Source organism: Streptomyces sp. NPDC048590 (genome assembly GCF_043199535.1).
In the GTDB taxonomy this organism is placed as follows: Bacteria; Actinomycetota; Actinomycetes; order Streptomycetales; family Streptomycetaceae; genus Streptomyces.
This window is the reverse complement of sequence record NZ_JBICWC010000010.1, coordinates 13490-38144: the sequence shown is the minus strand read 5'-3', so window position 1 is coordinate 38144 and position 24655 is coordinate 13490. Positions and strand designations below refer to the sequence as shown.

Sequence of the window (24655 nt, the reverse complement as noted above, 5' to 3'; positions counted from 1 at the left end):
CTCGGGGCCGGGCGAGGTCAGCGGGGGACCCGGAGCCGGTCCAGCAGCGCGTCCTCGGCCCGCTCGGCGTCCGGCTCCTCCCAGAAGGTGACGGGCACGCCCCTGATGTGGCGGCCCTGCGGGTCCAGGAGATGTCCGGCGATCTTGAGCTGCCAGAGCGCGACCGCCCGGTCCGCGACGGTGAACTCCGGGAACCGCTCCGCCAGCCGCGCCTCGAAGGGCCCGATGTCCTCCGCGGTGCGGAGCCAGACCGTGAGCATCAGGTTGTGCGGTCCGGTGAGGGAGGCGCAGAGCCGGGTCTCCCGCATCCGGATCAGCTGCGCGGCGATCCGCGCGCTCTCACCGGCCGGTGCGACGCCCCAGAGGGTGACCGAGATCGGCCAGCCCGAGAGGTGGCGGGCCACCTCGCAGCGGTAGATCAGCGCGTCCTGCCGGTGCATGCGGTCGAGCCTGCGGCGGACCGTGGTCGGGCTGACTCCGAGGCGCTCCGCGAGGCGGGCGGCCGACTGGCGGAAGTCCTCGCTCAACAGCAGGTAGAGCCCGGTGTCCAGGGCGTCGGGAGCGGGCAGGCCCCGGCGCGGCATGGCCGGTCCGCGGTCCTTCGCCAGCAGGTCCTTGCTGTCGGGATCCAGCCGGTCGAGCCGCCAGCGGCTGCCCTCGGTGTGGACGGCGGTGGCCGTCTGGGAGCGCGTCGCCGACACGCCCGGCAGCCGCCCGAGGCGGAAGCCGACGTACCTGGCCAGCATCGCCAGGTCGGGGAAGGCGGCGGTGAGCACCAGGTCCCGGGCGCCGGTGACGTGCTCGATGGTGATCAGATGCGGATCGTCGGCGATCTCGGCCGCCACGTCGTGCAGGGTGCCGGCCGCGCAGTCCACCTCGATGAAGGCGATGATCGGCACGGCGGGGCCCACCGCCACCGTGTAACAGCTCAGCCAGGCGTGCCCGGCCTCGGTGAGCCGGGTCCAGCGGCGGGCCGCCGTGGAGGCGTCGACCCCGAGTACCTTCCCGATCTGCGCCCACTCGGCCCGGGGCGAGGTCTGGAGCGCGGTGATCAGGAGATAGTCCAGCTCGTCCAGCGGCTCAGGCTGCGCGGTGCGCAGCAGGCGCTCGGGTGGCCCGGCGGATTCTTGCGTCGTCTGGCTCATGAGAGGCGCTTTCCTGCGTACGATCATGGATGAGGGGCCGCGCTCCGCACGATACGCCCATGTCCTTGCTCCACGAGGCCCGTGACCTCGCCCCCGCCCTGACCGAACTCCGCCACGCCCTGCACCGTGAGCCCGAGCTCGGTCTGGACCTCCCGCTGACGCAGGCCAAGATCCTTGCCGCGCTGGACGGCCTCGGCCTGGAGATACGCACCGGCACCGCGCTGAGCTCCGTGACCGCCGTGCTGCGCGGCGGCAGGCCGGGCCCCGCCGTCCTGCTCCGCGGCGACATGGACGCCCTCCCGGTCCAGGAGGACACCGGCCTCCCGTACGCCTCCGTCATCGACGGCCGGATGCACGCCTGCGGACACGATCTGCACGTCACCGGGCTGGTCGGTGCCGCACGGCTGCTGGCCGCCCGGCGGGAGGAACTGGCGGGCGACGTCGTCCTCATGTTCCAGCCCGGGGAGGAGGGCCAGGGCGGGGCCCGGATCATGATCGACGAGGGAGTGCTCGATGCCGCGGGGCAGCGGGTCGTCGCCGCCTACGCCCTGCACGTGATCTCCACCGGCGCTCCCACCGGCTTCGCCGCGACCCGTCCCGGCTCCATGCTGGCGGCCTCGGACGCGGTGGCGGTCACGGTGCGCGGCCGGGGCGGACACGGCTCGTCACCGCACTCCGCCGCCGACCCGGTACCCGCGCTCTGCGCCATGGTCACCGCACTTCAGACGGCCGTCACCCGCGAGATCGACGTCTTCGACCCCGCCGTCGTCACGGTCGGACGGATCGAGGCCGGCACCGCCGCCAACGTCATCCCGGAGACCGCGAGCCTCGCCGCGACCGTGCGAACCTTCTCCGACGCCTCCCGTGCCCGCGTGCGCGCAGCCTTCGAGCGCACCGTGCACGGGGTGGCCGCCGCCCACGGGCTGACCGCCGAGATCGACTACGTCGAGCAGTACCCGCCGACGGTCAACGACGTGGACGAGGCGGCGTTCGCCCTGGAGACCGCGCGGCAGGTCCTGGGGGAGGGACACGTCTTCGAGGCGCCACGTCCGATGGCCGGGGCCGAGGACTTCTCCTTCGTGCTGCGGGAGGTGCCGGGCGCCTTCGTCGGCCTCGGGGCATGCCCGCCGGACACCGACCCGGCCACCGCCCCGATGAACCACTCCGCGCAGGCCGTCTACGACGACGATGCCCTGCCGCACGCGGCGGCCCTCCTCGCCGGACTGGCGCTGCGCCGGCTCGGGACCCCGCTCACGCCCGAGGCCGGCTCCCCGCTCGCGGCGAGCGGGGAGGAGTAGGCCGATGACCGCCACCGACACCCCGCCGCCGGACGCTCCCGTCGAGCCGCCGCCCGCGTCCGTGACCGCCGTCGTGGGACTCCTCGTCCTCTTCGAGGTGACCAGCGGCTTCCTTCAGTTCGGGCTCGCCCCGCTGCTCCCCGGTCTGGCCGATCATCTCGGGATGGGTACGGCCGCCCTGAACTGGGTCGTCTCCGTCCAGCTGCTCGCCGCGGCCGTCTGCGTCCCGCTGTTCGGGCGCCTCGGTGACCTGTACGGACACCGGCGGATGCTCCGTACGGCCCTGGCGCTGATCGCGGCGGGCACCCTGGTCGTCGCGCTCGCACCGGACTTCCCGACGCTCATCGCCGGCCGGGTGCTCCAGGGGCCGATCGCCGCGCTGCTGCCGCTGGAGATCGCTCTCGTACGGGACCGTCTGCCGGTCGCCGACGCGCGCCGCGCCATCGCCCGCCTGGTGGGTGCGCTGACGCTGGGCGCGATGGCGGGCGGGGTGGTGATGGGTCTCGTCGACTCGGCCTTCGGTGATCTCCGGCTCACCCTGCTGGTCCCCGCCGCCCTGGCCGTGCTCTGCGTGCCGGTCTCCTTCGTCGCGGTGCCGGAGTCACGGACCAGGGCCCCCGGCCGGGTCGACGGGGCCGGGGTGGCTCTGCTCGGTGGCGCCATGGTCGCCCTGCTCGGCGGGGTCTCGGGGGCGGAGGACGGTTCGTGGGGCACCCCGAGGGTCCTGGGGCCTCTCGCGCTCGGGATCGTGCTGCTGGCGCTGTGGGCAAGGGTGGAGCTCCGCGTCGCGGAGCCGTTGGTCGACGTACGGGCGCTGGCGGCCCGGACCACCGCGCCCTTCTACGGCGCGGCGTTCCTCTTCGGCGTCTTCTACTTCGGGAGCCAGGCCCCCAACTCCGCCTTCTACGCGGCGGACCCCGAGGCCACCGGTTACGGGTTCGGTCTGGGCCCGCTGGCCATCTCGCTGGTCCTGCTCCCCGGTGCCGTCGGCAGTGTCGTCGGCTCCCTGGGCACGGCCGCCGTCGCCCGACGGGCCGGTTACCGCCCGACGCTGATGGCGGCCTTCGGGCTGGTCGCCCTGAGCTTCCTGCAGTTCGCCTTCCTGCACGACGAGATCTGGCAGATGGCGGCCGGATCCGCGTTCACCGGCCTGGGGATCGGGCTCGCCCTGGGTGCCATGCCGACGGTGATCGTCGAGGCCTCCGACCCGTCCAGGACCGGTATCGCCGCCGCGCTCTACAACAACGTGAAGACCCTGGGCGGCGCCGTCGCCGGCGGTGTCTTCGCGGCCCTGCTCGGTGCCTTCCTGTCGCCCGCCACCGGCGAACCGGGCGAGGGCGGCTACACCGCACTCTGGCTGACCGCATCGGCCGCGGCGGCCGTCGCACTCGCGGCGACCGCGTTCTCACGGCGCCGGGAGGGGTGACCGCGTTCTCACGCCGCCGGGAGGGGAAAGCGTTCCGACGGCGCCGTGCGGGGTGACCCGCGCGGGCGCGGTCAGGGGCAGACCACCTGGTCGCCGGTGACCGTGCCGAACTCCCCTCGCTGTGGGTCCTCCGCCTTGACCCGCCGGACCTTGGTGAAGTCCGAGCCCGCGGTGACCTCCATCGTCGCGCCCTGCCCCTTCACCGCCCGCAGTTCACACCCGGGCAGCGCCGTGGCCAGGGACTTCGCCGAGCGGTCCCAGCGAGGGTCGTAGGTGACCTGGGTGCGGGTCAGGTTGCTCGGGCCGCCGTTCAGAGGGGCGCGGGTGGTGTTGAAGCCGGTGGCCCGGAGCGCCGCGTCGACCTCCTGGCCGAGCCCGTCCTTGGGCGTTCCGTTGAAGACCTGCACCCGGATCTGCTCCGGGGCGACGTCTACGAGTGTCGCCTTGGGCGCCTTCGGGACGTGCGGGGCGAGCGGGCGGTCCTCGCGCAGGGCACGGAACATCTTCTTCGACCGCGCCGCGTCCCACTTCACGGTGGCACCGATGCCCTTGACCTGGAGCCCCTTCTCCTCCAGGGGTACGGAGGCGAACTCGGACGACGCCGGGGTGAAGCCGCGCATGGCCTTTCCGAGCTCCAGCATCTGCTCCGTACCGAAGCCCTTGTCGGCGCGTACGGACTCCAGCATCGACGAGGCCACCTGCTGGAACTTCACCGGATTCATCAGCACGCCGCTGCTCGTCGTCCGCTTGATCAGCGCGGCCATGAACTTCTGCTGGCGCTGCATCCGGCCGAGGTCGGCCGCCCCGTCGAGGTGGCGGGAGCGGACGTACTGCAGGGACCGGCCGCCGTCCAGCGTGTGGGTGCCGGGGGCCAGGTCCAGTCCGGTGTAGGAGTCCTTGAGCGGTTTGGCGGTGCAGATCTCCACCCCGCCCAGGGTGTCGACCGTCTTCATGAAGCTGGTGAAGTCGACCTCCAGGTAGTGGTCGATCTTGACGCCCGTCATCTGTTCCACGGTCCGGACCGTGAGGTGGGGGCCGCCCTCGGCGTACGCGGCGTTCAGCTTCACCGGGTGCGGTGAGTGCTCCTTGCCGGTGGTGGCGTCGGTGTGGGCGGGGAGCTCGGCGTAGCTGTCGCGCGGCAGGCTGACCACGCTCGCCCGCTGCTTGTCGGCGGAGAGGTGGACGAGCATCAGGGTGTCCGTGCAGTGGCACGGGGCGCCGCCCAGCTTGTACTTCTTCTTCTCCGCGGCGGAGATCCGGTCGCGGCCGTCGGTGCCGACGAGCAGGAAGTTCATGCCGTGACCGCCCTGAGGGCGGTTCTTCATGTCCTTGAACGGGTCGACCCGGTCGATCCCTGTCTCCAGCCCGCTGACCACGGCGTGGCCGATGCCCCCGGCACCGAGCACCAGCACGGACAGCCCGGTGGCGATCCGCATGCCCCACCTCGGCCGCTCCTTCCGGACGCCTGCCCGCTTCCGTGGCGCGGGGCGGCCGGGCTGCCGTGAGCTCCTGCCGCGCGGGGGAGCGGTGCGGGGGTGCGGTGGACGGGGCGATCGGTGCGGCGTGGGCACGAGGGACACCTCCGCGGTGCGAGTAGGACTTTCGCACGGTAGGCCCATACGATCTGCCGACCGGGAGGAGGGGCGGCGGCGCGCGCCGCTGTCCCTCGTTCGCGGTAACGTGGCGGCGGAATCACGCCACCTCCTCCGGTGCGAAACCCCGGAGCCCTGGCACCCCCGAGGACCCGAGGACCACATGTCTGCCGCGCAGTACCCCGCCGTCTCCGTGATCATGCCGGTGCTCAACGAGGAACGCCATCTCAGGAACTCGGTCCGGCACATCCTGGAGCAGGAGTACGCCGGTGAGATGGAGGTGGTGATCGCCCTCGGCCCCTCGGACGACCGTACGGACGAGATCGCCGCGGAGCTGGTCAAGGAGGACTCCCGGGTCCACACGGTCCCGAATCCGACCGGCCGCACCCCTGCCGCGCTCAACGCCGCGATCAAGGCGTCGCATCACCCGATCGTGGTACGCGTGGACGGGCACGGGATGCTGTCCCCCGACTACATCGCGACGGCGGTCCGGCTCCTGGAGGAGACCGGGGCGCAGAACGTCGGCGGCATCATGCACGCCGAGGGCGAGAACGCCTGGGAGGACGCCGTCGCCGCCGCGATGACCTCGAAGATCGGCGTCGGGAACGCGGCCTTCCACACCGGTGGCGCCGCGGGCCCGGCCGAGACCGTCTACCTGGGCGTCTTCCGCCGGGAGGCGCTGGAACGTGCCGACGGCTACAACGTCGAGTTCATCCGCGCCCAGGACTGGGAGCTGAACTTCCGCATCCGCGAGGCGGGTGGCCTGATCTGGTTCTCTCCCGAGCTGAAGGTGCAGTACCGCCCGCGCCCCAGCGTCCGCGCGCTCGCGAAGCAGTACAAGGAGTACGGCCGCTGGCGTCACGTCGTGGCCCGCTACCACTCCGGCTCGATCAACCTGCGCTACCTGGCCCCGCCGACCGCCGTCTGCGCCATAGCGGCCGGTGTGGTCCTGGGCGCGGCCGTCACGCCGTGGGCGTTCGTCGTGCCGGCCGGTTACGTCGCGGCGATCGTCGCGGGATCGCTGCCCGCGGGGAAGGGCCTGCCGCTCAAGGCGCGGGCGCAGATCCCGCTGGCGCTGGCCACCATGCACATGTCGTGGGGCTACGGATTCCTGACCAGCCCGCGCTCGCTGGCGAGGAAGGTCATCGCGAGCCGCCGCCCGGCAGTCCAGGAGCAGACGGCCTGAACCGCGCCGACCACGAGGAAGGGCCCCACCGGCGCCGGTGGGGCCCTTCCTCGTGGTCGCCCCGTCACCAGGTGTAGTTCGGGTTGACGTGCATGCACGCCTTCTCGTCCGCACCGTTGAGCGGGTTCGCCGATTCCGGGGTCTTCTCGTCGGCGGCCTTGGCGGGGTAGGCCCCGTCCTCGCGCCAGTCGGCTCCCACGGCCAGCACGATGCCCGAGACCTCCGTGGACTTCTTCACCTGGGCCACCGGGATCCCCAGCGCCTTGGCGACCGCCTGCGCGTCGCCCTCCAGGTCCGCGCTGGGGTAGAGGAGACCGGTCCTGGCCGCCGGCTCGGTGTTCTGCGAGTCGACCGAGGCCCGGGTGAAGCCCGCGTCGGTCAGGAGCTCCTTGACCGTGCTCGCGCGCCCCTGGGCGGGACCCAGGGTGTCCGTGCCGGTGGCGTTGCGGACGCTGACGGCGATCTCGTCGTCCGGGGCGGCCTTGTCCGTGACCACGGGCGTCTTGCGCTTGGACGCCTTGCCGTCGAGCGGGATGTCCTCACGGATCATCCGGAACACCTGCTCGGCCTCGTCGGCCTTCGGGTACACGCGCCCGGAGAACTGGCCCGTGCCGTAGACGTTCGGCATGGTCGTCATGGTGATGCGGTCGGTGGGGGCCTTCTTGAGTTCCTCGGCGAGGTCGTACAGCTTCTTGACCGTGTCGAGGCCCTTGTCGACCGTCAGCGCGCTGGTGGCCGCCTCGGCCAGGCTCATCAGCTTCCCGGGGTCCGTGAGCTTGGTGCCCTTGCGCAGCTGGCGGACCATCGAGTTCAGGTACTGGTGCTGGGCCTTGGTGCGGCCCAGGTCGGTGTTGTCCTCGAAGCCGTAGCGGGTCCGCAGCCACTGGAGGGCCTGCTTGCCCTTGACGGAGGTCGTGCCCTCCTCCAGCTTCAGTCCCGAGCCCTTGCCGTCGCTGCCGCGCGAGCGGATGTTGGCGTCGACGCAGACCGGGACACCGCCGATGGCGTCGGCCATGGAGACCACACCCGCGAAGTCGATCATCATGAAGTGGTCGATGGTGATGCCGGTCAGCTCGTACCAGGCGGCGACCGTACAGCCGGGACCGCCGCGGCCGAGGCTCTCGTTGGTCTGCACGTCGACCGTGCTGGCCGCGTACACCTTGCCGGACTCGGGGTCCGTGCACTTCGGCATCTTCAGCATGGTGTCGCGCGGCATGCTGACGACGGAGATGTTGCTGCGGTCGGCGGAGAGGTGGAGCAGCATCTGCACGTCGGCGAGGGGTGTACCGCCGAAGGTCTCCTTGGCACCGCCCAGCTTCTGGTTGGCCTCGGAGTCCCGTGCGTCGGAGCCTATGAGCAGGATGTTGAGGGGGGTCTGCCCGGCGGCGTTGGCCTTGTGGTCGGCCATCTGTTTGTCGCCGAGGGTCAGGTCCTCCTTCCTGATGTTCCCGTTGAGGTGCTTGTAGTACAGGTAACCGGCCCCGCCGGTGCCGAGTATGAGAAGCGCGAGCACGGTCGCCACCCAGCGCAGGACCCGCCGCTTGCCGCTCTTGGGCGCGCGCCGGGACGGGCGGTCGGCCCGCCCGGGCCCCGTGCCCGCCGGAGCCGCCCCGGAACGCCTGCCCTGGCCGGACCGGCCGCCGGCGGCCTCCGCCCCGCCGGAGCCGGGAGGCCCGTCGTGGCGGCCGCGCGGCCGTGTCCCCTCTCCGCGTACGCTGCTCCGTCCCACCGGACCCCCCTGCATCTCAGAATTCCGTTGTGGCGCGACTGTCCGTCACTTCGCGCATTCCGCCGTGCCGACGCCGGCCCGCCGCGAGCCGTCCGGCGCCATTGCCGGTCCGGTGACGGGTGTCCCCGCGTCGCTCATGCCATGCCCCTGCTGGCCGTCGGCACCGTCGTACGAAACCCCTCGGCGTGAGCGGGAGAGGGGGACGACTCTGCTCCGGAGCGAACCGGTCGCAATTCGTGACGGCTGGTCCGTAGCTCCGTGGCCCACTGGTCGGCGGGGTCGATCTCTTCCGCCCGCCCACGGCTGTGCCGGTCCACGGTTGCTGAGTCCTCCGTCGGTGCGACACAGGACGCCTCCCCGTAGGGGCGCCCGGTCGCCGGTTCCGCCGTGCGGCCCCCGAGGCCGCACGTACCGGATCGCGTCACACTATCCGGCGGAATCGGCCACCGGGGCCGCGCGTGACAGATTCCACGCCCTTTATAACCGGGCATTCCGCCTGTTCTGTCGCGATTACCGCCCATCGCTTGAGAATTGCTTTACGCGCCGCACGGGTCTTCCGCCGCATTCGACCCCGAATAGGTCGGGGCCGGAGTGGGGCTCCCGTCCGAAGTGGCGGGCTTTTCGGTGGACTGTTCGTTCCTGGAGCTGTGATCTGCCTGTGAATCCCGGGAATTGCCGGTGTCGGCCGGTACCACCGCCACCGGCTCGTCCTCGCGCAGTTGCGTGAACAGCCGCTCGGCGTCGGGCTGTACGAGTTCGTCCCGGTTCGGGTCGGCCCGGTACGAGGTGCGGGGAACCGTGAGGAACTGCACCTTCTCCGTCGGTACGTTCCGCATCCCGCGGACCAGGTCGTAGAGATCCCTCAACGAGTCGAGGCCCGGGTCCGTCGTCAGTGACTTGGTCGCGGCGTCCAGGACCGGGTAGAGCCGCGTCGGGTTCAGCAGCACCCCGTTGCTCTGCATCTTGTTGACCAGGGCACCCAGGAACTTCTGCTGACGGTCCATGCGTTCGGTGTCGCTGCCGTCGCCGATCGACTTGCGGGCGCGTACGTACCCCAGGGCCTGCTCGCCGTCGAGCTCCTGACGCCCGGCGGGGAGCTTGAGGTGGGCGTCCTTGTCGTCGACCGGTTCCTTGAGGCAGACCTCGACACCGTCCACGGCGTCGACCATGTCCTTGAACCCGCTGAAGTCGATGACCATGTGGTGGTCGATCCGGATGCCGGTCATCTTCTCCACGGTGCGGATCGTGCAGGCCGTGCCGCCGAGCTCGAAAGCCCAGTTGAACTGGGCGAACTGGGCCTTCGTCGTCTTGCCGTCCGCCGTGTGGCAGCTGGGGATCTGGCTCATGAGGTCCCGCGGGATCGACACCGCCGTCGCACTGTGACGGTCGGCCGCCAGGTGCAGCAGGATCGTGGTGTCCGACCGCTGGCTCCCGCCGTCGTCGCGCCCGTAGGCGCTGTTGTCGCCGGAGCGCGTGTCGGAGCCGATCAGCAGGATGTTCTGGGCGTCCCGCGCGATGGGCCGCGGGCGCTCCTTCTCGTACGCCTTCAGCTCGGCGGCGGCGCTGGTGTCGGTCGTGATGTTGCCGTCCAGCTTCCGGTACAGCCACCAGCCGACACCGGCGGCGACCAGTACGAGGAAGGAGACGCCGAGGGCGGTCCAGCGCAGCCAGTGACGCCTGCCCCTGCCCGGGGCGCGCTCGGGCCGCTGGGACCAGGTCCCGTCCGCGGCGCCCGCCGCGGTCCCTCCGTCGCCCTCGCCCGGAGCCTGATCCTCCCCGGCGGGTGTCCCGCCGCCGGCCGAGTCGCCCCCGGGGGCCTTCCCGGACGGGTCCCCGGTCCCGTCCGCCGGCCCACCCCCGGTGGAATGCTCCGGGCGCTCCGGGTCGGCCGGGGTACCGGGGCTGTCGCTCACGTCTGCGTCCATCCTTCACGTTTCGGCGGTGCGAAGGGCCGCCGGTCGCAGAAGTAGACGGCTGAACCTCACGCTTGGTTGTGCATCCAGAGGGCATTCCCGGCGGTGCTTTCGTACCGCCGATCATGTACCGCCGTCGGTGTTCAGTCCCGGGGGCTCGGCCCGCCATGGGCCGGACGAGTGGCGCACGGAGCGCTTGTCATACCGCGGTGACGGTGATCCGCTCGCTCTCGACGCGCCCCGCCAGTCCTTGGGCGTCCAGCCGGTCCAGGTGCCGGCAGAGGACCACCGACCCTCCGGCGGCGAGCGGCGCGAACAGTCCCGTGGACAGCCCTTCCCAGGTGTCGTACCCATGCCCCGTCAGAACCCGGGAGCCCGGTACGAGTCCGAGCCGCGCGGCGTCCTCGCGGGCCCGGCCGACCAGCTGGTCCGCCGTCAGGGCGGTGCCCGCCACCGTCAGGGCCGGGGCGGCGGGATCCACCGGGGCGAACGGCGCGAAGCGGTCGCCCTGGCCCGGCACCTCCACCGCGTAGTCCGCGAAGCCCTCCGGGGCCTGGGGGAACCTGCCGCCGAGCGGGCGCAGGGCCAGCGCGATCCGCTCGCCGCGGCAGGCCCGGGCGCGGTCGAGCGAGTCGGGTCCGCTGACGAGGAGATCGGCCGAGGCGGGGTCACCCTGCACCTCGGCGACCACACCCACGGAGGAGCAGGCGAGAAGCCAGACGGCGGACTGCCAGTGGGCGGGGAGCAGCAGGGCGAGCCGGTCCCCGGGCTCGGCGGACAGCTCACCCTGGAGCAGGTTGGCCGTCTTGGCCACCCAATTGGCGAAGGTGGCCACCGACAGTTCGACGCGCTCTCCGGTTGCGTCGTCGTAGAAGGTGACGAGGGGGCGGGCCGGGTCCGCGGCGAGCGCGGATCGCAGCAGGTCGGCGGGGGTGCGATCACTGGCGTTCATCCGCGCAAGGGTACGCGGCGGGTGCCGGCCCGCCCGGACGTGACGGGTGTCCCATGCACCGGTTCGGCAGACGGTGCGTCAGCTGGGCGCGTGCGCGCTCCAGTAGCCGGGAATGCCGGGTTCTGTCAAGGATTTCCTGTATGCGTGCACTTCTTGCAACATCCATCGGCGTAACCTGCGCGACGGCACTCACCCTCCCGCTCGCCGCACCCGCCCCCGCCGCCCCTGTCCCCGCCCGAGTCGCCCAGGCGCCCTCGGCCACCCCCGTCGAACCCGCGGGTTCGACCCAGTCGCTGCCTCTGCGCCCGCTCGACGACACGTCGTCGAGGGCCACCGGTACGCCCTCCGAATCGATGAGGCCCGGATCCGAGCAAGGGCTGAAGCGCCGCGGCTCGCACCGCTTCTCACTCGTCGGCGTCGTCTGGGACGACGCCGACGCCGAACTGCACGGCACCGTCCAGGTGCGCACCCGAATGGCCGGGACCACCTCGTGGACCGGCTGGCAGTCGCTCGAGACCCACAACATCGACCACGCCGCCGACGCGGGCAGCCCCGAGCGCGAGTCCGGCACCGTACGGGGCTCGACCGCCCCGCTCTGGGTCGGCGACTCGGACGGCGTCGAGGTCCGTGTCCGCTCCGAGAGCTCCGGACCGCGCAGCGGGGACGACGAGGACACCGCCGCCCTTCCCGCCGGGCTGCGGGTGGAACTCGTCTCTCCCGGCGACGACCCGGAGGAGCCGCGGGCCGATGTCACCCCCGCGCCCGGCACCGCAACCCCCGCCACCGCGCCCAAGCCCGGCACGGTGCCCGAGTCGGCGACGGCCGGCATCGCCGCGGCCGAGAGCTCCGCCGTCAACGCCGACCTCGCACCGCTCGGAGCCACCCTGATCCCCGCGCTGAGCAAGGAGGAGTCCGAGGAGCAGGCGGTCGTCGGAGCGGCCGCCAAACCGTACGTGGGGCCCCGCCCGGGCATCGTCACACGTAAGGGCTGGGGCGCCGACGAGAGCCTGCGGGAGCGCACCTTCGCCTACACCTCGACGGTCAAGGCGGCCTTCGTCCACCACAGTGCGACCGGCAACAACTACACCTGTGCGCAGGCGCCCTCGGTCCTGCGCGGTATCTACCGCTACCACGTCAAGAGCAGCGGCTGGCGCGACATCGGCTACAACTTCGCCATCGACAAGTGCGGGAACATCTACGAAGGACGCGCCGGAGGCGTGACCAAGGCCGTGCTCGGCGCGCACACCCTGGGCTTCAACACCAACAGCATGGGCATCGCCGTGCTCGGCACCTACAGCTCGAAGACCCCGCCCGCCGCCGCGGTCAACGCGATCGCCAAGCTCACCGCCTGGAAGCTCGGACTGTTCGGCCGCAACCCCAAGGGCAAGGTGACACTCGTCTCGGGCGGCAGCGGCAAGTACGCGAAGGGGGCCAAGGCCAAGCTGAACGTCATCTCCGGGCACCGCGACGGCTTCGCAACCGAATGCCCGGGAATCCGTCTCTACAACAAGCTCGGCACGGTACGGACCAGTTCCGCGAAGCTGCAGGGCCGCTGACCGGGAGGCACCCGCCGGTCTGCATACACTGGCCAGCCGAAACGAGGCCTGGCCCCAGCAGGAAGCAGAGACGGCGCTGTGACAGAGGCAAGAGAAGCGATCCTCCTGGTCGGGGGCAAGGGCACCCGGCTGCGCCCGCTCACGGTGCACACGCCGAAGCCGATGGTCCCGGCGGCGGGGGTGCCGTTCCTCACCCACCAGCTGGCGCGCGCCAGGGCGGCCGGGGTGGAGCACATCGTGCTCGCCACGTCCTACCTGGCGGAGGTGTTCGAACCGTACTTCGGTGACGGTTCGTCGCTCGGCCTCTCCATCGAGTACGTCACCGAGGACGACCCCCTCGGTACCGGCGGGGCCATCCGCAACGTTGCGTCGCGGCTGGCCTCGGGCCCGGACGAACCCGTCATCGTCTTCAACGGCGACATCCTCACGGGCCTCGACATCCGGGCTCTCGTCACCGCGCACGCCACCTCGGGGGCGGACGTCTCCCTGCACCTCACCCGGGTGGAGGACCCGCGCGCCTTCGGCCTCGTGCCGACGGACGCCACGGGCAGGGTGACGGCCTTCCTGGAGAAGCCGCAGACACCCGAGGAGATAGTCACCGACCAGATCAACGCCGGCGCGTACGTCTTCCGCCGGTCGGTCATCGACACGATCCCCGAGGGCCGGCCGGTCTCCGTGGAGCGTGAGACCTTCCCCGGCCTGCTGGAGTCCGGCGCCCACCTCCAGGGCATGGTCGACTCCACCTACTGGCTGGACCTCGGCACCCCCCAGGCGTTCGTACGCGGCTCCGCCGACCTCGTCCTGGGCCGCGCCCCCTCCCCGGCGGTCCCGGGACGCTGCGGCGACCGGCTGGTGCTGCCCACCGCGTCCGTGGCCCCCGGCGCCAAGCTCACCGGCGGTACGGTCGTGGGGGAGGGCGCCCTGATCGGCGAGGGCGCCAGGATCTCCGGCTCCACGGTCCTCGCCCACGCCGTGGTCGAACCGGGTGCGGTGATCACCGACTCGCTCGTCGGCGCCGGGGCGCGGATCGGCAGCCGTACGGTCCTCACCGGCGCGGTGATCGGCGACGGAGCCCGGGTCGGTGCCGACAACGAGCTGCGGGACGGCATCCGCGTCTGGTGCGGTGCGGTCCTCCCGGACGCCTCGGTCCGCTTCTCGTCGGACCAGTGAAAGCCGCCCGCCGGCCGTACCCTCGTCACAGGGGTGTCCGGCGGAATCCGCCCGGGACCGCGGCGCGGACCTGATCCGCAGGGCGACCCCCGTGGCACTTCCGACGACCGAGGACCCCGTGGCAGGACGCTTCGTACCCCGCACCACCGCCGTACCCCCGCAGGGGCCGGTGGCCGGTCCCCGCGACGCCGCGTCCGCCCCGCTGACCCGGATCTGGACCCCGCCCGGCCCGCTGGACCTGCGCCTGGTCCTGAGCCCGCTGCGCCGGGGCCCGGCCGACCCGGCCTATCGCGCGCTGCCGGACGGGACCTTCTGGCGGGCGACCCGCACCCCGGCGGGACCCGGCACACTGCGGATCTCCGCGCCGGGCGACGGCCGGATCTCGGCCGCGGCGTGGGGTCCGGGCGCCCAGTGGCTCCTGGACGGGCTCCCTGCCCTGCTCGGCGCCGACGACACCCCGGACGCCTTCGAGCCGCGCCACCGCCTGGTCGCCCTGACGCAGCGCCGTCGGCCCGGCCTGCGCCTGCTGCGCACCGGGCTGGTCATGGAGTCCCTGATCCCGTCGATCCTCGAACAGAAGGTCACCACCGACGAGGCGTACCGGGCCTGGCGGCTGCTGGTCCGCACCTACGGCACCCCCGCCCCCGGCCCGTCCGACGAGGCGTTCGGGAAGCACGGCCTCCACGTCATGCCGGACGCGCGGACCTGGTCGCTGATCCCGTCCTGGGAGTGGCACCGCGCGGGTGTGGACTCCAAACGCTCGGCCACGATCCTGCGCGCGGTGCGGGTGGCCCGGCGGATGGAGGAGGCCGCGGCGATGGACCTTCCCGAGGCCACGGCCCGGCTCCAGCTGATCCCGGGCATCGGCCCCTGGACCGCGGCGGAGACCCTTCAGCGGTCGAACGGCGCGGCCGACGCGGTGACCGTCGGCGACCTCCATCTGCCCGGGATCGTCGGCCACGCCCTCGCCGGCAACAGGCACGCCGACGACGAGGAGATGCTGGCCCTCCTCGCCCCGTACGACGGCCAGCGCCACCGTGCGACCCGCCTGATCATGCTCTCCGGCCATACCCCGGCCCGACGGGCCCCGCGGATGACCCCGCGCGACATCGCCAGGCTCTGACCGGCCGGGTGAGCCCGGCGGCGTACGGTTCAGCGCACGGTGATGAACCCGCCGGCGTCCCGGGCCGCCCGTGGCGGCGGGGTCACCTTCGGGTGGCCCACGGCCACGGCGCCCAGCGGGTCCCACGACTCCGGCAGGTCGAGCACCTCACGCACCACCGACCGGCAGAACATCGTCGAGGACACCCACGCCGAGCCGAGGCGTTCACCGGCGAGCGCCACCAGGAAGTTCTGGACGCCCGCACCGGCGGCGACCACGAACATCTCGCGCTCGGCGCTGTCCCGGCGCTCGTCGCCGTAGGTGTGCGACCCGTCCATGACGAGGCAAGGCACCGCCAGGTACGGGGCGTTGCGAAGGACGTCGCCGCGGCGCACCCTCCTGGCCACCGATTCCTCGCTCCGCCCGTCCCGCCGCAGGTCCGCGATCCACGCGTCCCGCATGGCGTCGAGCAGCCGTACGCGGGCCTCCTCCGATTCCAGCAGGACGAAGCGCCAGGGCGTCGTGTGGTGGGGGGCGGGGGCCGTCACCGCGGCCGCCACCGCACGCCGTACGGCGCCGGGGTCGACCGGTTCGTCGGTGAACTCGCGCACGGTGCGCCGGAGACCCAGCGCCTCCCGCACCGCTTCGGACGTCCCCAGCCGGAACATGTCGTCCGCCGCGACCCGCACCATGGCACGGGCGCCCTCCTCGGGGGCGCCGGAATCCGCCACCACATGGCCGAGGCCCCGCACCACCGCCACGGGAAGCCCCGCGGCCTTGCCCTTCACCAGGTCGCCGGCCGAGGCGAGTTCGTCGGCGGTGGCGACGACGGTCGCGCTGAGCGGGTTGCCGAACCCGTCGGTACCGCCCCGCAGGTCGTCGAGGACCCTGACCCCGGCCGCCCCGATCGCGACATCGGTCAGCCCGTTGCGCCAGGGCCTGCCGAAGGTGTCCGTGACGACGACGCCGACGTCGACGCCCAGAGCGTCCCTGAGCCCTTCCCGGATCAGCCGGGCCGAGGCGTCCGGGTCCTCGGGCAGCAGCAGGACGGTGCCGGCGGGCGTGTTCGAGGCGTCCACCCCGGCGGCCGCCATGACGAGACCCTGCCGGTTCTCCACGATCCTGAGAGTCCCGCGCCTGGCGACCACGCGGACCGTCTCCGCGTCGATCGCCGCCTCCCGGTCCTCGGCCTGGACGATCCTGCCCTCGGCCTTGGAGACGATCTTCGAGGTGACCAGCAGCACGTCTCCGTCGGCCAGCCCGGGCTCCGTCGCGGCGATCAGCTTCGCCAGGTCGTCGCCGGCCCGCACCTCGGGCATCCCGGGAAGGGCCCACACCCGGTAGGAGGGCGCGGTGTCCTCGGGGCCGGAGCTCATGCCCGTACCTCCTCGGCCAGCGCCAGGGCCTGCCGTGCCATCTCGGCTGCGGCGTCCACGTCCGTCATCATCAGGGGGACGGCCCGGCAGCGGATTCCGGCGGCCTCGATCTCGTCGACGGCCCCGGCGTCGACGCTGTCGACCAGCCAGCCGTCGAGGAGCCCCGAGCCGTAGTGCCGTGCCACGGCCGACGCGGTGGACTCGACGCCCACCGCGGCCAGCACCTTGTCGGCCATGCCCCGGACGGGCGCGTCCCCGACGATGGGGGAGAGCCCCACGACGGGGACACCGGCCTCGGCGATCGCCTCCCGGATTCCGGGGACGGCGAGGATGGTGCCGACCGAGACGACGGGGTTCGACGGCGGGAAGACGATCACGTCCGCCGCGGCGATGGCCTCCAGCACCCCGGGCGCGGGCTTGGACTGCTCCGCCCCGACCGGGACGACGGCCTGCGCGGGCAGGGAGGCCCGCAGTTTCACCCAGTACTCCTGGAAGTGGACGGCCTTGCTCTCGCCGTCGACCTCGACGGCCACATGTGTCTCGACCCGGTCGTCCGTCATCGGGATCAGCCGGACCCCGGGCTTCCACCGCGCGCACAGGGCCTCGGTGACCGCGCTCAGCGGATAGCCCGCGCCGAGCATCTGCGTACGGACGATGTGGGTGGCGAAGTCACGGTCGCCCAGACCGAACCACTCGGGGCCCACGCCGTACGCGGCGAGCTCGTCCTTGACCCGGAAGCTCTCGTCGGTACGCCCCCAGCCCTGCTCCTCGTCGATGCCACCGCCGAGGGTGTACATCACGGTGTCCAGGTCGGGGCAGACCTTCAGCCCGAACAGATGGATGTCGTCACCGGTGTTGCCGATCACCGTGATGTCCGCGTCGGGCGCGGCCTGTTTGAGGCCACGCAGGAAACGAGCACCACCGATACCGCCGGCCAGAACCACAATGCGCATGCCCAACAGTCTGTCAGGCGGAGCCTGACCGTTGTCGGGGTGGTGGCGGGCGACGGGTGGGGTGTCAGGCGGAGCCTGACCGTTGTCGGGGTGGTGGCGGGCGACGGGTGGGGTGTCAGGCGGAGCCTGACCGTTGTCGGGGTGGTGGCTGGCTCAGGCGGCCGGTACGGGGCTCCCGGGCGCCGTCGCCTCGCACCTGGCCGTGTGCATCGGCATCTCGGTCAGCCCCGGGAAGTAGACGTGCAGGCTCACAGCGGGTTCCAGCGAGTCGTTGACGACCTCGTGGACGTATCCCGGTGCGAAGACGCGCTGCGCCCCGGCGTCCAGGGAGTGCGCCCCCCGGGCCGTGTGCTCGGTCAACTCGCCTTCCAGGACGGTGAGTACGCCGGAGGAGGGACCGTGGTCGTGGCGCCCGCTGCCCTGTCCGGGCACCCAGCTGAGCAGCCACACCTCGTAGCCGGGGCCCTGCTGCAGGCGGTGGTACCAGCGGGTGGTGGTGTCGTACCGGACGAGGGGGGCCCACCGGGCGCGGTCGGCCGCGATGGAGCGGGCGAGGCCGGCGAAGCCGGCCACCGTCGAGGGGTGGGGGTCGGCGGGCCGGAGGAGGTGCTGGACCTCGAGGATGTCGCCGGCGATGGAGAGGTCGCTGTCGCTGTTCATGGGTGCGGTGGTTCCTCGGCATGTGGATGCGCGTGCGGGGGGTGTCGCGGAGACCGGAACGCGGTGGGACGCGGCCGGATTCAGAGCGGCTGGATCAGAGCTGGAGCGGCAGGGCTCAACAGCTGTGACAGCTGGAACAGCAACAGCGGGCCTGGACAGCCGTACGGAACCCACGGGTGTGGGTCGTGTACATCGCTGCGGTCGCTGGCATGCAGTCAAGGAGAGCGGCTGGGTCCGCGCCCTGTCAACTCAATGCCCGATTTGGCGGCAATGTTTCACCCCATCCGGTTGCCGTATGTGAAGAAAGGTTTTGGCGACCACCGGAGAGGCAAGGTGGCGCATCAGCCGTGTCCGTGAACGTGGTTGACGCACCGTGACCCTAATGTGATCTTGGTCGCTTCGGTGATCAAACCGCAACGTCGGGCCGGGCCCACTCGTCTCACTCAGTGAGAAGCGTCGGATGGCGGAGCCCGTGGCATATGTCAGGTTTTTGGTGATTTGAGCACTTTCTGCATACGCTTGGTTCCGCAGGGTGAATCCCGGGGCCAATAGCAGATCTTCGCTTGACTGGCCCGAAGCTACACACCTGTAATTTCACTCGTGTCGTTCGGCCGCCGATAACGGCCGCATAACGGGGACGCAAGAGACAGACGAGGGGCGCACATGACCGAGCTGTTCCAGCAACTGCTGGTCGAGGACGCGGACGAAGAGCTCGGCTGGCAGGAGCGCGCACTGTGCGCCCAGACCGATCCCGAGTCCTTCTTTCCTGAAAAGGGCGGCTCCACCCGCGAGGCCAAGAAGGTCTGTCTCGCCTGCGAGGTCCGGTCCGAATGCCTCGAGTACGCCCTCAACAACGACGAGCGCTTCGGGATCTGGGGCGGCCTGTCCGAGCGTGAGCGCAGGCGCCTGAAGAAGGCGGCCATCTGACACGGCGGCACCGGGACGGCGACGGCCTGGGGGCCGCACCCTGCACAAGGGTGCGGCCCCCAGGCCGTCGCCGTGTCCGGCCGGATCCGTCCCGCGGCCCCCGCCCACCTGCGCCTACCGGCCTCGCCGACCAGGTGTGGCCCGCGCTGCCGGGCGGTCCCCGAAGGCCTTCTCCCGGCGGTCTTCCGTTCCACGGGACAACCGCTCGGCACCGGCCGCACATCCGTACCGTTAGTGTGGGGCCCCGTCCGAGAGACGCGCCAACGCCCCGCCGCGGCGCGCGTGTACACCGATGCAGCCCCCGGGGGACCCCCTCCGGACCCGGCCGGAGGGCCCGTACCCCGATGTCCGTGCACAGCCACTCGGCGGCGCCGAACGAGGCCGCCGCCGCCCCAGAGTTCCCCCGGCACGTCGTCACCGCCGTGCTCGTCTCGCACGACGGCGCACGCTGGCTGCCCCGCGTGCTGGACGGACTGCTGGGGCAGGAGCGCCCCGTACAGAACGTCGTCGCCGCCGACACCGGCAGCGCCGACGAATCCGCCCGTCTGGTCACCGAGGCGCTCGGCGCCGAGCGCGTCCTCCACCTGGCGCGGCGCACCAGCTTCGGCACCGCCGTCGAAGAGGCGACCCGCACGGCCGGCGTGCTCACTCCCGACGACCTTCCCTATCTGAAGCGCCCCAGCGGCTGGGACCCGGTCACCCGCAGCTGGCGCGACGACGCCTACGACCTGCCGGAGCTCCCGCACGGTGAACCGGTGCAGTGGCTCTGGCTGCTGCACGACGACAGCGCTCCGGAACCGGACGCGCTCGCCGAGATGCTCCGGGTCGTCGACCACGACAAGCACGCCGCGATCGTCGGGCCCAAGCTGCGCGGCTGGTACGACCGCAAGCAGCTCCTCGAGGTCGGTGTCTCCATCGCCAACAGCGGACGCCGCTGGACCGGACTGGACCGCCGCGAGCAGGACCAGGGCCAGCACGACCAGGTCCGCACCGTCCTCTCGGTCTCCTCCGCGGGCATGCTGGTGCGGCGCGACGTCTGGGAGGAGCTCGGCGGCTTCGACCGCAGGCTCCCGCTCATGCGTGACGACGTCGACCTCTGCTGGCGCGCCCACCTGGCCGGACACCGGGTGCTCGTCGCCCCCGACGCGGTGCTCCGTCACGCCGAGGCCTCCGCCAGGGAGCGCCGCCCCATCGACTGCGCCGGACGCTCCGTCGCCTCCCCGCACCGGGTCGACAAGGCCGGCGCCGTCTACACCATGCTGGTCAACGCCCGCGGCAAACAGCTTCCGTGGGCCATGGTCCGCCTCCTCGTCGGCACCCTGCTGCGCACCCTCGCCTACCTCGTCGGCAAGGTGCCGGGGCAGGCACTCGACGAGGTCGCCGGACTCTTCGGCACCCTGCTGCGTCCCGGCAGGATCATCGCCGCGCGCCGGGCGCGCGGAAAGGGCGCGGTGGACGCCGCCGAGCTGCGGTCCCTGTTCCCGCCGGCCGGCGCCACGGTCCGGGCCACGGTCGAACAGATCGCGGGCAACTTCGGCAGCCGCACCGACTCCGACTCCGGCGGATCACGGCACGGTGCCGTCGAGTCCGGTCCCGGTGGCGACGACGCCGACTTCCTCGAGATCGAGCAGTTCGCCCGGCTCAAGAAGGTCGGCCGCAAGCCCGGTCCCGTGCTCTTCCTGGTCCTCCTGCTCGTCTCACTGGTGGCATGCCGAGGCCTCCTCGGCAGCGGCGCCCTCGCCGGCGGCGCACTGCTCCCGGCCCCCGCGGACGTCTCCGACCTCTGGGGCCGCTACGCCGACGGCTGGCATCCCGTCGGCACCGGTGGAACCCAGGCCGCCCCGCCCTACCTCGCCGTGATCGCCGCCCTGTCGGCACTGTTCCTCGGCTCGACGGGCTTCGCCCTCACCCTTCTGCTCGTCTGTTCCGTCCCGCTCGCCGGGCTCACGGCGTACTTCGCCTCCCGGCCGCTCCTCGAGTCCCGGCTCCTGCGGGCCTGGGCGAGCGTCGCCTACGCGTTCCTCCCCGCGGCGACCGGAGCGCTGGCCACCGGGCGCCTCGGCACGGCCGTCCTGGCCATCCTGCTCCCGCTGATCGCCCGCGCCGCCGTGGCCGCGTACGGGCTGCGGGGCAGCGGTTCCACCGCACGCGGCACCTGGCGTGCCACCTGGGCGTACACCCTGTTGCTGACCCTGGCCACGGCGTTCACCCCGGTCGTCTGGCCGCTTGCCGTGGTCCTCGGTATCGGGGTCCTCGTGCTGCGGCGCGACGACATCGCCGCGTACGGACTGCGCTTCCTGGCACTGGCCGGCACACCGATGCTGGTCCTCGCGCCGTGGTCCCTGTCCCTGCTGTCCAGCCCTTCGGGGTTCCTGAAGGAGGCGGGGCTCGACCTCGGTACGGGCACCGCGTCGGCTCTCGACCTGCTCGGTATCAGCCCCGGCGGACCCAAGGCGGCCGGCGGCATCCTGCTCCTGGGCATCGTGCTCGCCGCGCTGGCCGCCCTGCTCCGGGGCGAGCGGCAGTTCGCGATCCGTACCGCCTGGGTCGTCGTCCTCGTCTCGCTGACCTTCGCGGCCGTCTCCAACGGCTCCACCTGGGCGGGGCCCGCCACCCTCGTCTACGGCGCGGCGCTGCTCGTCGCCGCGCTGCTCGGCGCGGACGGCGCCCGGACCCGGGTCGCCGCGCTGAGCTTCGGCTGGCGCCAGCCGGTCGCCGCGCTGATCGCGCTGGCTGCCGCGCTCGCCCCGGCGCTGGCCGCGGCCGGCTGGATGATCGGTGGCGCGGCTGGTCCGCTGGAACGCCGCGACCCCGTGCAGGTGCCCGCCTTCGTCGCCGAGGAGAGCGGTACCCGTGACCAGGCGCGCACCCTGGTGCTCGGGGGCAGCTCACCGGGCGCCGTCTCCTACACCCTGGTCCGTGGTTCGGGCGCCCGGCTGGGCGACGCCGAGCTCACCGCCGCGGGCGGCGCCGACCCTGGTCTGGACAAGGTCGTCGGCAACCTGGTCGCCGGTTCCGGCGCGGACCAGGGGAGCCAGCTCAGCGGGTTCGCGATCCGCTACGTCCTCGTACGGGACGGGGCGCCCCGTGAGATGAGCCGGGTGCTCGACTCCACCCCCGGCCTGAGCCGGCTGAGCCAGCTCGACGGCAGCGCTCTCTGGCGTGTCGACCGTGAGGTCTCACGCCTGGCGATCATCCCCGCGGGTGAGAGTTCCGAGCCCGTGCCCGTCGGCTCGCACGCGGTGGACGCGCACACCGAGGTGCCCGCCGGGGACTCCGGCCGGGTGCTCAGGATCGCCGACGCGGCGGACCCGGCCTGGCAGGCCACCCTGAACGGCCGGGCCCTGAAGCCGAAGACGGTGGACGGCTGGGCCCAGGGCTTCGAACTGCCCGGCGAGGGTGGCACCCTCGACCTCACGTACGACACCCCCGTCACGCACACCGCCTGGGTCTGGGCCCAGATCGCACTCGGCGTCGTACTCGTCGTCCTGGCCCTGCCCGGCCGCCGCCGTGAAATCGACGACGACCTGCCCGAGGAGACCGAGACCGTTCCCGCCGAGCCCGTCGCGGGGGAGGGGCGCAGGGCGCGCAGGCTGCGCGCGGCCGCCCAGGCCGAAGCGGTCGCCACCGGCGAGGAGGCATCCGCGGGCCTGTACGCACAGGACCCCGCGGAGACCCCGTACGGCGCGGAGACCCCGTACGTGGAGCCGCCGGCCGCCCCGGAGCAGACGCCCGGCGAGTACATCCCCGCGCAGCAGGAGTCCGATCCCTACCCGGCGGCTCCCGGCGACCCGGACGCCACCGGAACCTATGCGGCGGTGCCCCACCAGCAGCAGTACGGGGAGTGGGACGGGCAGCAGTACCAGGACGCGGACCACGGCTTCTACCAGCCCGGTCAGGACGCCGGCCAGTACCAGGAGGCCGGCTCGTACCAGCAGGACCCGTACCAGCAGGACCCCTACCAGCAGGGCGTCTACGACCCGTACGGCTACGCGCAGCAGCAGCCCTACGCCACGGACACGGGCGAGAGCGCCTACGACGGGCAGGGCGGGCACGACCAAGACACGGCCCCGGGCCACGGCCCCTGGCAGACCGGTAACGGCAACGCATCGCGAGGCGAGTCCGAGTGAAGTCCATCCCCAAGTCCCTCATCGCGGGCGTCGTGGCGCTCGCCGCCGTCACCGGGCTCGCCGCGCTCACGGCGCCCGGCGACGGGGGCGTGACCGGTGCGAAGGCGGCCGCCCGTCTCCCCGTCGAGCGCTCCAGCCTCCTGTGCCCGGCGCCCAGCTCCTCCGACCTGGCGGAGACGACGTACACCTCCGTCACCCCCGCCGGGAAGGGCGGCGCGAAGGGCGGTGCCGCCGAACTGGAGCCGGCAAAGGCCCTGCCCGTGGACGAGGACGCGCCGGCCGACGAGGACGCGGCGAAGGACGGGAAGAAGGACGACGAGGAGAAGGAGAAGGCGGCGGACGGCAAGCCCGTCGTCTCCCTGAAGGAACTCGGCGAGCCGGTCACCGCCGACACCGCCAAGGCCGACGCCCCCGCGCTGATCGGCACCGCCACCGGTGCGTTCGCCCCCGGCTGGGCCGCCCAGCAGACCACCACGACCGCCGCGGGCGGCGCCCGTGGTCTGCTCGGTGTCAGCTGCACGGCCCCCGACACGGACTTCTGGTTCCCCGGCGCGAGCACCGCGAAGGACCGGCAGGACTACGTCCACCTGACGAATCCGGACGACACCGCGGCCGTCGCCGACATCGAGCTGTACGACGCGGACGGCCCCCTCGACTCAGAGGTCGCCGAAGGCATCACGGTCCCGGCGCGGTCCAGCGTCCCGATGCTGATCTCGACCCTGACCGGAGAGCAGGCCGAGAACGTGACCGTCCACGTGACGACCAGGACCGGACGCGTCGGCGCGGTCGTGAGCTCGGCCGAGGACGGCGTGGGCAGCGACTGGCTGTCCGCCTCCGCCGACCCCGCCGGCACCCAGGTCCTGCCCGGCATTCCGGCCGACGCGACCTCCGTCCGGCTGGTGGCCTTCGCCCCGGGCGACGACGACGCCGATGTGAAGGTCCAACTCATGGGCAAGAGCACGACGTTCTCCCCGGCCGGGAACGCCACCCTGCACATCAAGTCGCGGATGACCGCGAGCGTCGACCTCAAGGACGTGACACGGGGCGAGCCCGGCTCGATCCGTCTCTCGCCCGCAGGGGGCAGCGCCACCCCGGTGGTGGCCGCGCTGCGCGTGGTGCGCGGCACCGGCGCGAAGCAGGAGGTCGCGTTCATCCCCGCGACCGGTCCGGTGGGCGAACGGTCGACCGTCGCCGACAACCGCGCCAAGGGCTCGGTTCTCTCCCTCACCGCCCCGGGTGCGACGGCCGAGGTCAAGGTCACCGCGTCCGCCGGCAGCGAGGGCGGTGAGCCGTCCGTCAAGACGTACACGGTCAAGGGCGGTACGACGCTGGAGGTCACGCCGGAGCCCCCGGCAGGCCTCAAGGGCGGTTACGCGCTGACGGTGGAGACGGAGTCGGGCGGGCCCGTGCACGCGGCCCGCACCCTGGAGGTGAAGGAGAGCGGGATCGGCATGTTCACCGTGCAGACGCTCCCGGACGACGGCGGCACGGTGGAGGTGCCCTCGGCGGAACAGAACCTGTCGGTCCTGGACGACTGACG

The 24655-nt window shown here is 72.5% G+C and carries 17 protein-coding genes; 9 read left to right on the top strand and 8 right to left on the bottom strand.

Going from position 1 to position 24655, the window contains the following annotated elements; translation table 11 throughout:
- Positions 1-17: 17 nt before the first annotated feature.
- Positions 18-1145 (bottom strand): Lrp/AsnC family transcriptional regulator, encoded by a 1128-nt coding sequence (locus ACGFNN_RS26920; RefSeq protein WP_393559664.1) that lies wholly within the window; start codon positions 1143-1145, stop codon positions 18-20.
- Between the two features lie 59 nt (positions 1146-1204).
- Here ACGFNN_RS26920 and ACGFNN_RS26915 point away from each other — a divergent pair, with 59 nt between their 5' ends.
- Positions 1205-2443, top strand: coding sequence for a M20 family metallopeptidase (locus ACGFNN_RS26915; RefSeq protein ID WP_393559662.1), 1239 nt, complete (start codon positions 1205-1207; stop codon positions 2441-2443).
- Positions 2444-2447: 4 nt separating this feature from the next.
- The gene (locus ACGFNN_RS26910; protein WP_393559660.1) at positions 2448-3869 is read left to right on the top strand and encodes an MFS transporter; all 1422 of its coding nucleotides are present in this window, start codon (positions 2448-2450) and stop codon (positions 3867-3869) included.
- 71 nt (positions 3870-3940) lie between these two features.
- Here ACGFNN_RS26910 and ACGFNN_RS26905 read toward each other — a convergent pair whose 3' ends face one another.
- The gene (locus tag ACGFNN_RS26905) at positions 3941-5305 is read right to left on the bottom strand and encodes an LCP family protein (protein ID WP_362540742.1); all 1365 of its coding nucleotides are present in this window, start codon (positions 5303-5305) and stop codon (positions 3941-3943) included.
- Between the two features lie 319 nt (positions 5306-5624).
- Here ACGFNN_RS26905 and ACGFNN_RS26900 point away from each other — a divergent pair, with 319 nt between their 5' ends.
- Positions 5625-6647, top strand: a complete 1023-nt coding sequence (locus ACGFNN_RS26900) for a glycosyltransferase family 2 protein (RefSeq protein ID WP_362540745.1) — start codon at positions 5625-5627, stop codon at positions 6645-6647.
- Positions 6648-6711: 64 nt separating this feature from the next.
- On the opposite strand, the gene ACGFNN_RS26895 is transcribed toward ACGFNN_RS26900, so the two are convergent.
- From ACGFNN_RS26895 to ACGFNN_RS26885, 3 genes are all read right to left on the bottom strand, one after another.
- On the bottom strand, positions 6712-8376 hold the full coding sequence (locus tag ACGFNN_RS26895; protein WP_393559658.1) for an LCP family protein: 1665 nt from the start codon (positions 8374-8376) through the stop codon (positions 6712-6714).
- A gap of 536 nt (positions 8377-8912) precedes the next feature.
- Positions 8913-10289 carry an LCP family protein gene (locus ACGFNN_RS26890; protein ID WP_393559657.1) on the bottom strand — a complete coding sequence of 459 codons (1377 nt, stop codon included), beginning with the start codon at positions 10287-10289 and terminating at the stop codon, positions 8913-8915.
- 199 nt (positions 10290-10488) lie between these two features.
- Positions 10489-11241, bottom strand: coding sequence for a TIGR03089 family protein (locus ACGFNN_RS26885; RefSeq protein ID WP_393559655.1), 753 nt, complete (start codon positions 11239-11241; stop codon positions 10489-10491).
- 140 nt (positions 11242-11381) lie between these two features.
- On the opposite strand from ACGFNN_RS26885, the gene ACGFNN_RS26880 reads away from it, so the two are divergent.
- From ACGFNN_RS26880 to ACGFNN_RS26870, 3 genes are all read left to right on the top strand, one after another.
- Positions 11382-12797, top strand: a complete 1416-nt coding sequence (locus ACGFNN_RS26880) for an N-acetylmuramoyl-L-alanine amidase (RefSeq protein ID WP_393559653.1) — start codon at positions 11382-11384, stop codon at positions 12795-12797.
- A 78-nt stretch (positions 12798-12875) separates the two neighbouring features.
- Positions 12876-13967 carry a sugar phosphate nucleotidyltransferase gene (locus ACGFNN_RS26875; protein WP_393559651.1) on the top strand — a complete coding sequence of 364 codons (1092 nt, stop codon included), beginning with the start codon at positions 12876-12878 and terminating at the stop codon, positions 13965-13967.
- Between the two features lie 118 nt (positions 13968-14085).
- A complete protein-coding gene (locus ACGFNN_RS26870; RefSeq protein WP_393560110.1) occupies positions 14086-15090 on the top strand; it encodes a DNA-3-methyladenine glycosylase family protein in 1005 nt (334 codons plus the stop codon).
- A 29-nt stretch (positions 15091-15119) separates the two neighbouring features.
- On the opposite strand, the gene ACGFNN_RS26865 is transcribed toward ACGFNN_RS26870, so the two are convergent.
- From ACGFNN_RS26865 to ACGFNN_RS26855, 3 genes are all read right to left on the bottom strand, one after another.
- Entirely contained in the window at positions 15120-16445 is a 1326-nt protein-coding gene (locus tag ACGFNN_RS26865) for a coenzyme F420-0:L-glutamate ligase (RefSeq protein ID WP_393559649.1), read from the bottom strand.
- Complete coding sequence (cofD, locus tag ACGFNN_RS26860) at positions 16442-17398, bottom strand: 2-phospho-L-lactate transferase (protein WP_362540764.1); 957 nt, start codon at positions 17396-17398, stop codon at positions 16442-16444. The genes ACGFNN_RS26865 and cofD overlap by 4 nt, the downstream gene beginning before the upstream one ends.
- A 153-nt stretch (positions 17399-17551) precedes the next feature.
- Complete coding sequence (locus tag ACGFNN_RS26855) at positions 17552-18058, bottom strand: cysteine dioxygenase (RefSeq protein WP_393559647.1); 507 nt, start codon at positions 18056-18058, stop codon at positions 17552-17554.
- Positions 18059-18721: 663 nt separating this feature from the next.
- On the opposite strand from ACGFNN_RS26855, the gene ACGFNN_RS26850 reads away from it, so the two are divergent.
- The 3 genes from ACGFNN_RS26850 to ACGFNN_RS26840 all read left to right on the top strand — a co-directional run bounded on the left by ACGFNN_RS26850 (position 18722) and on the right by ACGFNN_RS26840 (position 24653).
- The gene (locus ACGFNN_RS26850; RefSeq protein WP_031093859.1) at positions 18722-18985 is read left to right on the top strand and encodes a WhiB family transcriptional regulator; all 264 of its coding nucleotides are present in this window, start codon (positions 18722-18724) and stop codon (positions 18983-18985) included.
- A gap of 344 nt (positions 18986-19329) precedes the next feature.
- Positions 19330-23115: a glycosyltransferase gene (locus ACGFNN_RS26845; protein ID WP_393559646.1), complete on the top strand. Its 3786-nt coding sequence runs from the start codon at positions 19330-19332 to the stop codon at positions 23113-23115.
- A complete protein-coding gene (locus ACGFNN_RS26840; protein WP_393559644.1) occupies positions 23112-24653 on the top strand; it encodes a DUF5719 family protein in 1542 nt (513 codons plus the stop codon). The genes ACGFNN_RS26845 and ACGFNN_RS26840 overlap by 4 nt, the downstream gene beginning before the upstream one ends.
- Positions 24654-24655 lie beyond the last annotated feature (2 nt).

Excerpts from the sequence above, each read along its gene's own strand:
- ACGFNN_RS26920 (WP_393559664.1), bottom strand. The coding sequence starts at position 1,145 with ATGAGCCAGACGACGCAAGAATCCGCCGGGCCACCCGAGCGCCTGCTG.
- ACGFNN_RS26915 (WP_393559662.1), top strand. The coding sequence starts at position 1,205 with ATGTCCTTGCTCCACGAGGCCCGTGACCTCGCCCCCGCCCTGACCGAA.
- ACGFNN_RS26910 (WP_393559660.1), top strand. The coding sequence starts at position 2,448 with ATGACCGCCACCGACACCCCGCCGCCGGACGCTCCCGTCGAGCCGCCG.
- ACGFNN_RS26905 (WP_362540742.1), bottom strand. The coding sequence starts at position 5,305 with ATGCGGATCGCCACCGGGCTGTCCGTGCTGGTGCTCGGTGCCGGGGGC.
- ACGFNN_RS26900 (WP_362540745.1), top strand. The coding sequence starts at position 5,625 with ATGTCTGCCGCGCAGTACCCCGCCGTCTCCGTGATCATGCCGGTGCTC.
- ACGFNN_RS26885 (WP_393559655.1), bottom strand. The coding sequence starts at position 11,241 with ATGAACGCCAGTGATCGCACCCCCGCCGACCTGCTGCGATCCGCGCTC.
- ACGFNN_RS26880 (WP_393559653.1), top strand. The coding sequence starts at position 11,382 with ATGCGTGCACTTCTTGCAACATCCATCGGCGTAACCTGCGCGACGGCA.
- ACGFNN_RS26865 (WP_393559649.1), bottom strand. The coding sequence starts at position 16,445 with ATGAGCTCCGGCCCCGAGGACACCGCGCCCTCCTACCGGGTGTGGGCC.
- cofD (WP_362540764.1), bottom strand. The coding sequence starts at position 17,398 with ATGCGCATTGTGGTTCTGGCCGGCGGTATCGGTGGTGCTCGTTTCCTG.
- ACGFNN_RS26855 (WP_393559647.1), bottom strand. The coding sequence starts at position 18,058 with ATGAACAGCGACAGCGACCTCTCCATCGCCGGCGACATCCTCGAGGTC.
- ACGFNN_RS26850 (WP_031093859.1), top strand. The coding sequence starts at position 18,722 with ATGACCGAGCTGTTCCAGCAACTGCTGGTCGAGGACGCGGACGAAGAG.
- ACGFNN_RS26845 (WP_393559646.1), top strand. The coding sequence starts at position 19,330 with ATGTCCGTGCACAGCCACTCGGCGGCGCCGAACGAGGCCGCCGCCGCC.